The following is a 14308-nucleotide window of genomic DNA, read 5'->3' as shown; positions in this document are numbered from 1 at the left end:
ATGCGAATACGGAAATCTAATTGAACAACTCAAACCTTGACAATATTCCAGACGGATTTACGTCCGCCAAAATGACTCGTTCAGATGTGAATCTGAAGTACGTCCGCGGTGGATCAGGTGAGACGCCGGTTATTTTGCTGCATGGCTGGCCGCAACGATGGACGTCGTGGCGAAAAGTGATGCCGCGTTTAATGAAAGACTTCGACGTCATTGCAGTTGATCTGCGAGGAATCGGGGATTCAGACAAACCGCCGGCAGGCTATGAAAAGAAAACAATGGCAGCGGATCTGCTCGCTTTGATGGGCGAGTTGGAACTCGATCGGGCACACATCGTGGCACATGACATTGGAGCCATGATCGCGTTCGCCTTCGCGTATCAATGGCCAGATCGCGCGAGGAGCATCACGTTGATTGATGCCCCGATGCCCGGCACTGAAATTTTTGAAACGATTCGTACGCATCCGGTGTGCTGGCATTTCGCATTTCACGCGGCCCCGGAGGTTCCCGAGGCATTGACTCGTGGACGCGAAGAATACTACTACGATCACTTCATGAATTCAGTCGGTGAGATTGATGAACAAGAGATCATTGACACAATTCACACATACAGTGATCCAGAAACGGCTACCGCTGGTTTTAATCTCTACCGCAGCTTTGCTCAGGACGTAGAAGACAACAAAGAATTCATGCAGGAAACGCTGAAAGTTCCCGTGCTGGGATTGAACGGGGGAAAGAACTTCAACTTTCCCTTTCTTGTTGATTCGCTATCGCCCTTTGTCGAATCGGTTGAAGGCAAAGTTCTGGATGCTGGGCATTGGATTCCGGATACCAACCCAGAAGAACTGGTGGGCGAATTGATGCCGTTCTTGAGCAAGCACTGATCTCGTTTCGATAAATCGACGAAACAAATCAACAACAAGGAGAATACAATGGAACCAATGCATGTCAAAAAAGGCGAAGGAGACCAACTGCATATCCCCGATTTTTTGGAGATGACCGTTCTGGTTTCCAGTCAAGCAACCGATGGGACGCTGTGCATTATGGAGGATGTCGTTCCTCCCGGAATCGGACCGCCACGGCATATCCACCACAAACAGGATGAAGTGTTCTTTGTCTTGGAAGGTTCATTCAAATTCGAGGTTGCTGGACAAACTCTATCGGCCAGTGCGGGTGACATCGCAGTTGCTCCGAGGGGAGTCGTTCACGCGTTTAAGAATGTTGGCGAATCCAAGGGGGTTCTGCGATACATTTTTTCACCGGCGGGGGACGCAGAAGCAATGTTCCGTGCGATTTGTGAATCAGCCAAAGTTGTTGGGCTGTCACATGAGATGCTGGCCAAGGCTGCTGAGCCTTTCGATCAAGAGATCGTTGGCCCGCCTCTATGACATGTGACGTGCGCGACCACAGGATGCCAGCCTATGCACCTGTTTATTGAGCGATCGTTAGTTCCTGCGCGGGATCATCTTCATCCGGCAAAGAATCCGGTGCTTCCAGCGCGGGGACCTCTTCAAGATCGGTCTGTTGGAATGCGACAGGGGAAGGAACGCCTCGGTTCACGCCGTCGTAAGGTTCGCGTTGGCGAATCTGCCAGCCGCCACCGAGGGCTTTGTAAGTGTTGATCAGTGCCAGTGCGGCGTTGGCTCGCGTCTGAATCAGCGAATCCTGCTTGGACACAAGATCGGCTTCGTAAACAAACACGGAGTTGAACGCGATCTTGCCTGCCTCGTAGCGGAAGCGGCCCAGTTCTGCCGTGCGGGCGGCCGCTTTGGCGCTGATTTCTTGATGCTTCAGTTGATCGTGGAAGCGAAGGAAGTCGATGATGCCGTCTTCGACTTCTCGCTGAGCCGTCAAGGCGACGTTGCGATAGTTTACCAACGCCTGATCAAATCGGTTGTCCTGCAACAGCACGTTGTTGGCGATTCGGCCGTAGTTCAGAATCTTCCAGTTAAACGAAGGGCCAATCGACGCGGACGTTGCTCCCTGCCTGCGCGATTGCCAAGTACAAAGGCAAGGAAACAGGCGAGACGGCATTGCTTCGACAGATCATTGGTTGCTTCAGTCAGGGGGGCGTGGCGGTGGCCGATCGTTTTTGCGACAACTACTGGTTGATTCTCTAGCACTAGAACGTCAGAATTTGCTTCAAGCGTTCTCGTCGCTGAGTATACTAGACTGGTGACTGGGTGCTCTATTTGGCTTGCAAATTTGGGTTGGCATTTCACTGCAACTCGAAGTCCAGTTGATAAAACGAATCAACAAGCTCAACACTTAGTTTTGACAAACCACTAGGATTCTGGGAGGGAAGATTGGCACGCTTTCTTTCAGAGCCCAACAGAAATCGAACAGAACGCCAAGTCACAACATTATCCTCATGGCGATCACTCTTGGTTTAATCCTCGCAGGTTCGACTCCTCACCAATCGGCTCAATAAAACACGGGCTTTGCGGGTCGTTGACAATTGAAAGTTAGGACGGTGTTTCAGATCACCATGATTCCACACGAAACATCATTTGAATGGGTCTACTTCCCACCATTTTTCTTTACGGTGTTGCTTGGCTTTGTCGCAACCTTGGTGACGACTGAAATCCTCAACCGAACGGGCCTCAGCAAGCACTTCTGGCATCCGGGGCTGTGTTTTCTTGCGATTTGGATTTTGATGACATCTGTGGTGGGCTTGTGTGTCGTTCCACCATAGCCAAGCGATTGCGTTGCTTGGTATCAAAACTGCTTCGCAATGATTTCAGTGATCCTGCGGATGACTGTCAGGATCCAGCGTGGCGGTGAAGCTTGGCTAAAAAAGCCAAGGCCCGATACTTTGTCGGAAGCAACTGTAAATACAATCGTCGAACTCTTCCACTTTTTTAATAGCAGAGACCAAAGTGAGTCAGGAAAAACAAAAACCGAAGGAAGAGCAAGAGGCTAAGCAAGAGCAAAAACCGAAGCAAGAGCAAGAAGCGAAGCAAGAACGAAAACCGAAACCGAAGCAAAAACCGAAACTAGCGGCTACCCTTATTCTTCTGCTTGTCGCAGCATGCGCTGCTTGGCTTCTCTACGCGCGCTTTGTCGCGCATCCGTGGACGCGAGATGCACAAGTGCGTGCTGGCATGGTTCAGCTTTCGCCGCGTGTTAGCGGGCATCTGGTGACGGTCAATGTGCAGGACAACCAGCAGGTCAAGAAAGGCGATTTGCTATTCCAGATTGACCCTGAGCCATACCAACTGGCTGTCGATCAGGCGAAAGTTGCGTTGGCATTGGCCCGCGAGGGCGCGTCGGCGATGGAAGCCGATGTTCGTGCCGCTGAGGCAATGATTCGCCAGCGAAAAGCGGCTGTTGAGACCGCCCAGAAAAAGATTGAAGAAGTCAAGCTGGGAATCGTTTCGGCCGATTCGGTGGTCAAGGAAGCCGAAGCGGGAGTGACGTACGCTCGTGCGGTGATCGAGCAAGTGCGAGCAAGATCCGAAGAGGCGATTCGTGAGGCCGCTCGAGCACGGCAATTGAGTGACAGCCGAGCGGGCGCAGTGGCAACCGCCGAAGCGAGAGAGGCAGCAGCGATCGCGGTCGCTGCACAACTTAAGAGCGCGGAGGCGGGATTGACGCAAGCCCAAGCCTCACTTGAAAAGGCCAAAACGGCGAGAGACGAAGCGGACTTGCGTTTGGACACGGCCAAGAGCAGTCTGATCGAAACCCAAACGGCGATCGAGACGACGGTTGCAAATCGCGACAAGGCGTCTGCGGCGCTTGGTGAAACCGGAGACGCGAACCAGCACGTGCGGCAAGCTCTGGTCGCTGTAGAACGCGCTGAGCTGAATCTTAAGTGGACAGCGATCTACGCACCGGCCGATGGCTACATCACCAATATGAATCTACAGAACGACACACTCGTTACTCAGGGGCACCCGTTTGCGCTTTTTGTTGATTCATCATCCTTCCGAGTGGACGCTTACTTTCAAGAAACAAAACTCAAAAATATTGCCGCAGGCGACAAAGTCATGGTCACGATCATGGGGCACAAGCATCAAAAAATCGAAGGGGAAGTGGAGAGCATTGGCTTCGCCATCAACCCACCTCGAATTGCGGCAACCGAAGGGCCAGCGAATTTGGTGCCAACCATCGCGCCCACGTTTGAATGGATTCGTCTCGCCCAGCGAGTCCCGGTGCGCATCAAACTGAAGGATATTCCCGACGATTTGCACCTTGTTTCCGGAATGACCGCCTCGGTGGCAATCAGGAAGTAGTTCGGTCAAGCACAGTGTTAGTCATCCAGTCCCATCAAATGAACGCCGAACCAACCCCCAATACGCTGTCACTGCGAAACGCCTTCAAGGTGGCGTTAAGCTTGACGCTGTGCTACTGGTTTACGCTGGCGTTTGATTGGCAGCTGACCGTGTACGGTGCCTACGCCATCATCTTTTGTTCGCTTGAAACGTCCGGTTCAAGCATCGAGAAAGGGCTGATGCGTTTCGTTGGCACCTGCATTGGCATCGTCATTGGAATCGCAATGCTTTCCATGTTTGCGCATGACCGTTGGCAGTTCATGGTCGCGATGGCCGTTTACCTCGGGGCCATTGGGTATGGAATTCAGACCAGTCGCTATACGTACGCATGGTACGTGGGCGGTTTTTTGCCGCTCGTCCTCTGGAGCAGCAATTATCCCACTTTTGACAACACGTTCACCTTTAGTGTGTATCGTTGGCTGGAAACGGTCGCTGGCATCGTTATCTATTCGATTGTGGATGTCGTGATCTGGCCCCGATCATCCGGGCATCAACTGAAAATGACGGCCGCTCCCATGTGGAGCAACATCGCAAAACTGTTTTCTGACTGCCGCGACAAACTGGGGCAGTCAGAAAACGTAGACATCACAGGGCTGCGAGCAGAGATCGCTAGTGCTTATGCCATCGCGGACTTTGACTTACAGCAAGCCATGCTCGACACGCCAGCGGTGCGTCATCACCGCGCGGCATGGAAAGCGTTGCGGATCAACGGTCGGTCGCTTGTCAATCATCTGGATATTTGGCATGAAGCCGCAGTGGATTGTCGCGAGCTTCCTTTGCAGCAAGTATTACCCAAGCTAAATAAGGAACTGGATCGCGTCGCCGATCGGTTCCGGCAAATTCAGTCGCTGTGGAGCGAAGTGTTGGACGACAGTCTGCCACTCGACTCGCAGCCGAGCGACGTGCAGGAGATTGATCGTCAGCCACTAGCGCCCGCGGAGCTTGAACTGAATGTTGCGGAACTGGCAAAGCTGCCGATTACACAGCGAGCCGCCATTCACAACTTTGTCGAACACCTGAAACTGTTAGACCGGGACGCTGATCGGGTGGTCCGAAATCTACGGATCATCTGCGGACTCGACGCGATCAACCACCAGCAACTGCTGCCGCACGTGGACGCCAGTGAAGTGCTCACACCGAGCATTTGGAGTGTCGATCGTTTCCTGATCGGGCTGTTTCCTGTACTTGTTTGGATTTCGACATTCCTGTTTTGGATTTACTTTCATCCGCCGACGGGGACGGCCCAAGTGCAGATGACGGCAACACTCGCCTTGATGCTCATTCGAGAAAGAACGAGTCCCATCGTATTGGGAATCGCCATTTTGATTGTCCTTTTCTTAATCGTCGCCCCCGTCACGTGGCTGGTCATGCCCGCGTTCAATACTGGCGCAGAACTGCTGGCCTTTATTTTCGCCTACGCTTTTGTCTTTACGTATCTGGGTGGCAAGAACTCCGCGCTGAAAATCATTCCACTTGTCGTTTTTGCAACCGTCGCTTCAATCTCCAATTCGCAACACTTCTCGTTTCAGGGCAACGTCAATGCAGGTTTGATGTTCTTGTTGGCCGTTCCGTTCTTAACGGTGTTTTGGTATTTGCTAACTCCGATGCGGCCAGAACAAGGGCTGCTGCGAACGTTGTCGCGTTTTTATCGTGGGTGTTCCCGCGTTTGCGATGGTTTTTTTACGGGAGACGCGGAAACCAGAAAACGCGACTTGGAAATGTTCGTCTTGCCGGCATCGGGTGAGATTCGACATTGGCAAACGGATCTCAAAAAAGGATCGCACTCTGAAAATTCGCCTGAGTTGGTTCAGTCATTGCTGGTCACGGTTCAAGGGATTTCGAGCCAACTGGTGGCGATGCAACAATCCCATCGCCGCGCCCTGTCCCACGCCAACGAGATTCCAAAGCCGCTCCATGATCTGGCCGGTCGAATCAACCGGGAATTCCAAAGCGTCTTTGACCGTTGGGCAAAATTTGATTCTGAAACGGAGTCGGAATCTCTTGGGCCGCTGGTCGCCCAATTGGAAAACGAGATCAACCAACGCGGTACCGCAACGTTGATTGACGAGGCATCTGGTGCAACTGATGCGTCAGAAACTCCGGCCGAGTCCAAAGCGACGGTTGAACCGTTGAGCGAACTGGCTTTGCAGGACTTTCATGTATTGCTGGGCAATCTTCGAGGTTTAGTCCATGCGGTCGCCCGCTGTGATTCAGTCGTCAGACAAATCAACTGGGCAGGCTGGACCGCCAGCCGATTCTAGATCAGAGCCAGCCGTGGATCGCTCCAAGGTTCATCGTTTGGAGTTGCCGACTTCCTGCGATGCCATCGGCTAGGCTTACGTCGATTTCGGGTCTTGTTCATCAACAAACGCATCTGCCAACGCACTCTGGCCACTCTACCAAGTGAACCGTCAACTTTGGGGCAGTGCGTCATTCTGAGTTTGTCGCGTCGGCAACTTCCGGGCTGTGAAAATATGCCAGTTGTGCCGACTGCACCAATCAGCCAGCCCCGTACGGATGTTGCGGCAGAACCGTATGCGGTGGGCCTGAGGGGCAGTCTATGAATCTTGTGACTGCCAAGACTGTTATGCCGATCTGACGGGTAGCGCGGATGGTACGCAAATGATCGTTCGTCTTCGTTTTCCAACACCTCAATGGCGCGGCACCCTGCAATGTGGTAGCCAATTGCAACAGGATTCGGGCACATGGGACGCAAGTACTTTCAGGTAGTATTGATTGCTACGTTCTTTTGCTTGCTCAGCGGGTGCCAACTGAAGCATTGGGCAACGAACAAATTTCTCGTTGGCCCAAACTATTGTCGTCCCAATGCTCCCGTGGCTGTTGACTGGCAGGATAGCCCTGACCGACGAGTCAATCTTAGCCTTCCGAATCATGTTGACTGGTGGTCTAACTTCAATGACCCGGTTCTTAACCGTCTGGTCGATTCGGCCAGACAACAAAACCTCACGCTGAAACAAACTGGCTGGAGAATTCAGCAAGCCAGAGACGTTCGGCGAATCATCACCGGAAATCTATTCCCGCAAATACAGCAGGCTTCGGGGGCCTACAATCGACTTTTGACGAGCCAGGCGACGGCGCTGCCCGCTCCCATCAAGGCGTTTGATGACTGGTCAGTGGGAGCCGGACTGGCATGGGAAGTTGACGTTTGGGGACGATTCCGTCGCTCGGTGGCATCAGCCGATGCGGACGTCCAAGTTGCTGAAGGTGACTACGATTTTGTGCAGTTGAGCCTGATTGCCGATGTTGCCGAAACGTACAATCTGTACCGCGTATTTGAACAGCGACTTGAATACGTTCGTCAGAATATTGAGATTCAGGAAGGGCTGCTGAAAATCTCGAATACGAAGGCCGAGAAAGGCAAAACTGGATTCACTGCCGTCCATCTTGGCTCTGCATCGCTTGAGGCGGTACGGTCGCTTGAGCCATTACTTGAAGCTGGTAAGCGTCAGACAAACAATGCGTTGTGCCTGTTGATGGGGATGCCCACCCAAGACCTGTCCCAATTACTGGGCGATGGCATCATTCCCAATGCGCCAGCCGAAGTTGCGGTTGGAATTCCTGCGGACCTACTACGTCGTCGACCTGATATTCGTGCTGCTGAACGAGCCATCGCTGCTCAGAGCGAACAGGTTGGCATTGCGTTGGCCGATCTCTACCCGTCGTTCACCATTACAGGAAATATTGGTTGGGACGCGGAGAAGTTCGGTGACCTGTTTGGCTCTGCTGCCAACACTGGAGCGGTCGGGCCATCCTTCCGCTGGAACATCCTGAACTATGGTCGAATCTTGGCCAACGTGGACCTACAGGAATCCGGCTTGCAAGCACTGATCCTGAACTACCAAAACACGGTGCTCGAAGCGAACCGAGAAGTCGAAGATTCGCTGGTCGCATTCCTCAAGAACCAGGAACGAGTCCAACACATTCAAAAGAGTGCCGTCGAACTAAAAGAAGCGCTGCGATTGGTCACGATTAGATACGAAGAAGGCGACCGAGACTATACATTGGTCTATGTCATGCAGAGGGAGTTAGTTTCTGTCCTGGATCAGTTGGCTTCTGCGAAAGGCGACGTCGTTGAAAGTCTGATCAAACTGTACAAAGCGCTTGGCGGCGGCTGGGAAGTTCGATGCCCCAACGCGTCAGTCCGCGACATGCAGGTGGGATATACCGACGATTCTGATACACCAGAAATGATGATGGCCCCCAGCCACTCGGAAGCTCCCTATTTATCGCTGGAAGATCTAGGCAATAAGGATGTTGAGAAGACAGAAGCGGGGCTTTCTAAAAAAACTGCCCCCCAAGAAGACGAGGAACTCAAGACAGCCGAAGCGGAGATGCGCCAGAAGATAGAGAATAGGCTGAAGAATACGGTCGAACGTAAGGATGACTAAGGACCATTCAAAAGTTGTCAAATCTGATTGGTGTCGTGAGATTCAATGCTTGGCTTACGGAACGAATCGTTATTGAAAATCCACGTTGTCGCTCGATCCTAAGTTCTCACAGCTCGCTGATCATTCTCGCCGAACACCGGGGCGATGGCCAGTCGCAAACCGAAGTAGGGATGACGTTGGGGGTGAAGCCGGATAATGGCTACTCAAATGATGACTGCGTATTCAACGAAGTGGGCGCACATGTGCCCGACCTTTGGTATGAAGGAACCGGTGCAGGAGTCGCCAAACGCATTGGGAATGCATCCCTATCATAAGTACCGGGGACTGACCGATTGCAGTATCCAATTTTGCTTCGCCCATTTGATTCGAGCGTTGCGTTTTCTCAAAGAACATTCGACCGGTCGCACCCACGGTTGGTCGAGTCGGCTTGAAGTTCCGTGACTTTCGTGGGCGCTTGTTAAGGTTGTTTGAGACAGGCATTCTGTCTCGGAAAAGTGGTGTGTGAGGATTTGCCTTCGTCGGAGTCGGTCGTCGGTTCGTTCATACTTGCCACGAATCGATGACCGAGCGGAGATGAAGGCAAATCCGGCCGCCTTGCCTTTGTTGGTGAGGTTCGAGGGGACTTCACCACTTCAACCAGCTATCCCTGCTGCTCGAACTGTTCCGGACTCATTCCGCCAAGAGCCGAATGGCGTCGCACTCGGTTATAGAACACTTCGATGTATTCAAAGATGCTCGCACGAGCTTCCTCCTGATCGGCATACTCGCACTGATGAACCAATTCCTTCTTCAACGTCGCGAAGAAACTCTCCGCGACGGCATTGTTGTTCGGCGACAATTAGTCGTTCGGTTCGCGCTGCGTCACTGAAAGCGCTACTTTCGTAGAGTGGTTGCCTCAACCAAGAGTTACCGAAATCGGTATCGGGGAGGCCTTCCATGAACGACGTCGTCAGTATTTCATCGCGGCACGAAGTGGTCGCGGCATTGCGTTTGCGTTATCAGGTTGCACGTAAGTTGGACAAGTCAAAGATTCTTGATGAGTTTGTCGCCTTGACCGGCGTCCATCGGAAGCATGCAATTCGACTTTTGAATCGAGATCCCGAGTTGCACGTGAGCCCAAATACAAAGCAGGGCCGGAAGGTCTACGACCTGGCAGTTCATGAGGCATTGGTTGTCGTTTGGGAGGCTGCCGATCGGATCTGCGGCAAGCGCCTGAAGTCCGTTATGCCGCAGTACGTGGAATCGATGGAGAGGCATGGTCACGTGACGCTTGCTTCTGAGGTTCGACGGAAACTGCTGGCCGCAAGCGCTTCAACTCTGGATCGACTGCTGAAGCCCAATCGTGACGTCGCCAGAAAACGAAAGAAGAAACGTACGCGGACGAAGTCTGCACAGGCAGTCAAGGTTAAGACGTTTGCGGACTGGAATGAGCCCGATCCGGGGTATACCGAAATTGACTTTGTGGTCCATTGCGGTGGGCAACCGGCTGGCGAGAAGATCCATAGCCTGGTGATCACTGATGTCTGTTCCGGCTGGACGGAAGCTGTGCCATTGCTGGCGCGAGAACAGTCTCTTGTTGTCGAAGGACTGACTGTGCTCGCTCGGCAGATTCCGATGGCGATTCGAGGAATTAACTCCGACAATGACAGTGCGTTCATCAACGAGACGTTAATTTCATACTGCGAGCAGCAGGAAATCGAATTCACTCGTTCACGACCATACAAGAGCAACGATCAGGCGTGGATCGAGCAGAAGAACGGCGCGATCATTCGCAAATTTGTTGGGTCAGAGCGGTTTTCCGGCATCGTCGCCGGTCAGACTCTGGGGGCTCTTTACCAATCTGTGCGACTATACGTGAACTACTTTCAGCCATCGTTCAAACTGCTGTCAAAGCACCGCGATGGCTCGAAGTTGAAACGGAAATTTCAAAGTCCGAAAACTCCATGCGATCGATTGCTTGATCATTCAAAGATTTCTCGGGAGCAGAAAGAAATTCTCCGTGCGACACGAGACGCGCTCGATCCGGTTGAACTGTTACATCGTATTCGAGAATGCCAGGCGGCATTGGCGAGTCTGTCTGGCACAACAATCGATCATCCCGACACAAAGTCACTGGCCGAGTTTCTTTCTGAGCTCCCGACTCTGTGGATGACCGGTGATGCGCGGCCGACTCACCGGCAACAAGCGACGAAGCCACGAGACTATCGGACACGAGTGGACCCGTTCGTGAACGTATGGCCTCAGATTCTGGAGTGGCTTGAACAGCAGCCCGACGTCACGGCAAAGGCACTGCTGGAACGTCTACAGAACGAGTATCCGGATGAGTATTCGGACGGATTGTTGCGGACACTTCAGCGTCGCGTGAAACAATGGCGACAGGTTATGGCGAAGAAAATGGTTTACGCCTGCCTGGAAGACGCCGACATTCCATCGATGTCGATACCGAAAACGGAGCCGGAAAACGGAGCCGGGGGCCAGCCCCCAAACCCCCGAGATTTTCGAGGCATCAGCTCGGGTGTTCAAAGATGACGAATCGATGTGTTACGATTCCGTCAGTCAGTGAAACAGAAGTGAGCGCTGCGGAGACGCAACTCACCAGGGATAGCTGACTCGACGGTGCGTCAAAGCGCCGGAGGCTCCTGGGCACGTCTCAGGAGCCTCCATTACCATCAAATCAATCTCATGATTTCGGTAACATTTTGTGTTGAGGCAACGAGATCGGGAAAACTAATTGTCGCTAAACAAACGGGCCAACTTGTTGACAACTGAGCCAGATGTACGTACAATACATCTCCCTTAACGTTCCGATAGACAGGTCTTAATGTGACCAGAAGATTCTGTCTTAGCTATCGAGAAAGAGTGTGCTTTTCTGACGCCTTGAGAGGAGAGGCCCATTCAAAACTGTTGGGGATGTTCCAGCAACAGTTGAGCGTGTTGCTCAATAAATCGTTTACGTTTTTTCACCTTCCTGCTGAGTCGACGGTGCTAACGTGCTGAATTCGTGGATGGTCACTGAAGCGTTCATTAATGATGTTAGAACAGCCGCTCACTGGCGAGGCGTTGAAACGCAGAATGGGAGACCCAGTCTTATGACTTTGGTTCCGTTCCTGCGTTCATCGCTACGCTCCCATTCGAATATTGAATGGAGCGTAATTGATGGACGACAAGAAAGATGGAAGGTCTCAGCCTGATTACGCCGCTTGGAGAGCGGGAATCCACGAGGTATCTCAGCTGCCTTCACCACGGTACTACTTTACTGTGACATTGGCAGCTCTGGTTTCGATCGCGTTTTTCCTGTCTTGGTACGGTGCGCATTGGTCTGCCGTATTCTCCGTAGCGGTCCTCATTCTCCTTTTTGGAGCCACTGTGTTTATCCTGCAGTGGAGAAGGGATGGCGATGGCCACACATCAGAAATCCGAGCGGTTGAATCTTCGGATCAGTCCGCCGGAGCAGAAGAGATTGATGAAGCTAAAGAAGCTGTCAGACGCGGCGAGTTCCACGGAAGTGATACGACGAGCGTTAGCAGTGTACGAGCATCTTTGGGAGGCGAAGCAGGGGGAGGTTCGGATCATCCTAAGAGACCAAGATGATCAGGAAACAGATCTTTTGCTCCTCTGAGAAGCACGACTACGCCGCCTTGGTACAACTGAGGTGGCGTTTTTCGTAGCGTTGATGCTTCCCGCATGTCAGGAGTCCCAGCACGTCTTCAGTAAGTGACCGCCGCATCGAAAGCACGCTGGCTCCCAACAACCGAACCGTCGAGCAACTCTGAGGTGGTACAGGTTTCAGGGACACGTGAATCTCTTATTCTGAGTCCGTAGAAAGGACCTCAGGATGTCTCGGAAGAAAAAAACATCAGTCAAGAAATCGTCTCGCCGTCAGTACACGGATGAGTTCAAAGAAGAAGCCGTGCAGCTGCTTCTGGATGGGTACACGGCTCCTCAGGTTGTGGACCGGTTGGGCATTTCAAACGTCAACGTTTTGTATCGCTGGAAACAGGAGCAGCTGGAACAAAGTGGTCCAGTGGCAAGCTCTTTGGAGGCTAAGGTCAAGGACCTCGAAGCCGATCTGCGGCGTGTCGAACGTGAGAGGGACATACTAAAAAAAGCGTTGGCTATTTTCGGCCGCAACGAATAGCTGACGTCTATGCGGCCGTTGAAGCGATTGTTCAGGAAGGTCATGGAAACGTGGCCGAAGTCTGTCGTCATCTCGGTGTGAACCGAACTTCGTTTTATGCCTGGCAGACTGCTGAGCCCACGATCTTTGAAGAACAGGATGCTCAACTGGCTCCGTTGATAAGAGTCATCTTTAAGCGTCACCGCCGCCGCTACGGGGCTCGTCGCATTGCCGAAGACCTCAAGGAAATGGGACTTCTCTGTGATCGCAGGAAGGTCTCGAATGTCATGAAAGCCCTTAAATTAAAGGCAATTCAGCCGAAGTCGTTCGTTCCAAAAACGACAGACAGCCGTCATCGACTGGGCTATTCGCCGAACCTGTTGCTCGATGCGGACGCCCCAACAACGATCAATCAAATTTGGGTTGGAGACATTACCTACATCCCGCTGACTGACGGGACGTTTTGCTACATGGCGATGCTGATGGATCTGTTTTCCCGGCGGATCGTTGGTTGGCATCTGGATAACAACATGACGGAACAGCTGGTCCTCAAAGCACTGCGTTCGAGCATCAAAGAACGACAGCCTGACGTTGGATTGATTCACCACACGGATCGAGGCGGCCAGTACGCTGGCAATGAATACCGATCAATTCTTCGTCGGGCAGCAATCACACAAAGCATGAGCCGTGCTGACAACTGTTATGACAACGCATCCATGGAAAGCTGCTTCGGAACGATCAAGAACGAACTCGAAATGACCGATTACCAAAGCAAGGCAGAGGCAAGAAGAGAGATGTCAAAATACGTCCGCTACTACGTTCACGAACGCAGACACTCCAGCCTCGATTACAGGTCGCCAGCTCAGTTCGAACAGATCATCAATCTCCCAAAATAAGAGAATGACCTGTCCCTGAAACCTGTACCACCTCACTCATTACGGCGACTTCGGACGTCCAGTCACGCCCCGAATACAAAGCCCTCTTCGATGCTCAAACCTGCAGCGGTCTATTGTTGGGCGTTCCAAAGCCGTTAGTGCAGGAATTCGAAACGGCAATGGTCGAGGCAGCTCTCACAACGGCGATCGCCATCGGCGAAGTCGTCAACCAAAAGCCGGATAGCGTGCTTATCCAGACGACGTAAACACTCGCACCGTGGCAATCGAATTCTTGAGTAGCTCGAGCAGGTGCGCTCTTGCCGGTCCATCGTCTACCCTGACGCCAGCAACTTATCCGTCGTGCGGATGCATGGAGCGGCGAAGAAATCGTCGCCAAGAGGCTACGCAGTTAGCCTCTTACGGTGCCTTACTGCCAGTAGACGATTCTACTAGCAAGTAGCCCCTCCGCCAGCATAATCTCTGAGAGTAACGCCACCGGATCCTAAAACGGCCTTCAAGTTAACGGCAATCGCACCGTGCACGGCAGCCTTCTCGAATAGCGGTAGCTGGAAACCCTCTTACCGGTGGCTTGGGCACGCAACAACACACCCGTCTTGCCTAGCCAGAGTTACACGT

Annotated in this window: 10 protein-coding genes and 1 pseudogene; 9 read left to right on the top strand and 2 right to left on the bottom strand. The window is 52.6% G+C overall.

Going from position 1 to position 14308, the window contains the following annotated elements; all coding sequences use genetic code 11:
• Positions 1-20: 20 nt before the first annotated feature.
• Positions 21-881 (top strand): alpha/beta fold hydrolase, encoded by an 861-nt coding sequence (locus Fuma_RS05880; protein WP_077023316.1) that lies wholly within the window; start codon positions 21-23, stop codon positions 879-881.
• A 48-nt stretch (positions 882-929) separates the two neighbouring features.
• Positions 930-1385: a cupin domain-containing protein gene (locus Fuma_RS05875; protein WP_077023315.1), complete on the top strand. Its 456-nt coding sequence runs from the start codon at positions 930-932 to the stop codon at positions 1383-1385.
• A gap of 43 nt (positions 1386-1428) precedes the next feature.
• Here the strand turns inward: Fuma_RS05875 and Fuma_RS05870 are convergent, their stop codons facing one another.
• Positions 1429-2031: a TolC family protein gene (locus Fuma_RS05870; protein WP_077023314.1), complete on the bottom strand. Its 603-nt coding sequence runs from the start codon at positions 2029-2031 to the stop codon at positions 1429-1431.
• Positions 2032-2470: 439 nt separating this feature from the next.
• On the opposite strand from Fuma_RS05870, the gene Fuma_RS05865 reads away from it, so the two are divergent.
• From Fuma_RS05865 to Fuma_RS05845, 4 genes are all read left to right on the top strand, one after another.
• A complete protein-coding gene (locus tag Fuma_RS05865) occupies positions 2471-2692 on the top strand; it encodes a DUF1656 domain-containing protein (RefSeq protein WP_083731835.1) in 222 nt (73 codons plus the stop codon).
• A 409-nt stretch (positions 2693-3101) separates the two neighbouring features.
• Positions 3102-4232, top strand: coding sequence for an HlyD family secretion protein (locus Fuma_RS05860; protein ID WP_145944007.1), 1131 nt, complete (start codon positions 3102-3104; stop codon positions 4230-4232).
• 38 nt (positions 4233-4270) lie between these two features.
• The gene (locus tag Fuma_RS05855; protein ID WP_077023312.1) at positions 4271-6532 is read left to right on the top strand and encodes an FUSC family protein; all 2262 of its coding nucleotides are present in this window, start codon (positions 4271-4273) and stop codon (positions 6530-6532) included.
• 444 nt (positions 6533-6976) lie between these two features.
• Positions 6977-8680 carry an efflux transporter outer membrane subunit gene (locus Fuma_RS05845; RefSeq protein WP_077023310.1) on the top strand — a complete coding sequence of 568 codons (1704 nt, stop codon included), beginning with the start codon at positions 6977-6979 and terminating at the stop codon, positions 8678-8680.
• 640 nt (positions 8681-9320) lie between these two features.
• Here Fuma_RS05845 and Fuma_RS05835 read toward each other — a convergent pair.
• Positions 9321-9506, bottom strand: a pseudogene (locus Fuma_RS05835) (IS3 family transposase); the annotation flags it as partial.
• A gap of 110 nt (positions 9507-9616) precedes the next feature.
• Here Fuma_RS05835 and Fuma_RS05830 point away from each other — a divergent pair.
• The 3 genes from Fuma_RS05830 (at position 9617) to Fuma_RS05815 (ending at position 13693) form a co-directional block, all read left to right on the top strand.
• Entirely contained in the window at positions 9617-11209 is a 1593-nt protein-coding gene (locus Fuma_RS05830; protein ID WP_077023307.1) for an integrase catalytic domain-containing protein, read from the top strand.
• A gap of 1306 nt (positions 11210-12515) precedes the next feature.
• Positions 12516-12818 (top strand): transposase, encoded by a 303-nt coding sequence (locus Fuma_RS05820; RefSeq protein ID WP_077023269.1) that lies wholly within the window; start codon positions 12516-12518, stop codon positions 12816-12818.
• Positions 12815-13693 carry an IS3 family transposase gene (locus Fuma_RS05815; protein WP_077023305.1) on the top strand — a complete coding sequence of 293 codons (879 nt, stop codon included), beginning with the start codon at positions 12815-12817 and terminating at the stop codon, positions 13691-13693. The genes Fuma_RS05820 and Fuma_RS05815 overlap by 4 nt, the downstream gene beginning before the upstream one ends.
• Positions 13694-14308: the final 615 nt, after the last annotated feature.

The sequence above is a fragment of the Fuerstiella marisgermanici genome (genome assembly GCF_001983935.1).
In the GTDB taxonomy this organism is placed as follows: Bacteria; Planctomycetota; Planctomycetia; order Planctomycetales; family Planctomycetaceae; genus Fuerstiella; species Fuerstiella marisgermanici.
Note: the sequence above shows the minus strand (reverse complement) of the source record. Positions and strands in the feature narration are given on the sequence as shown.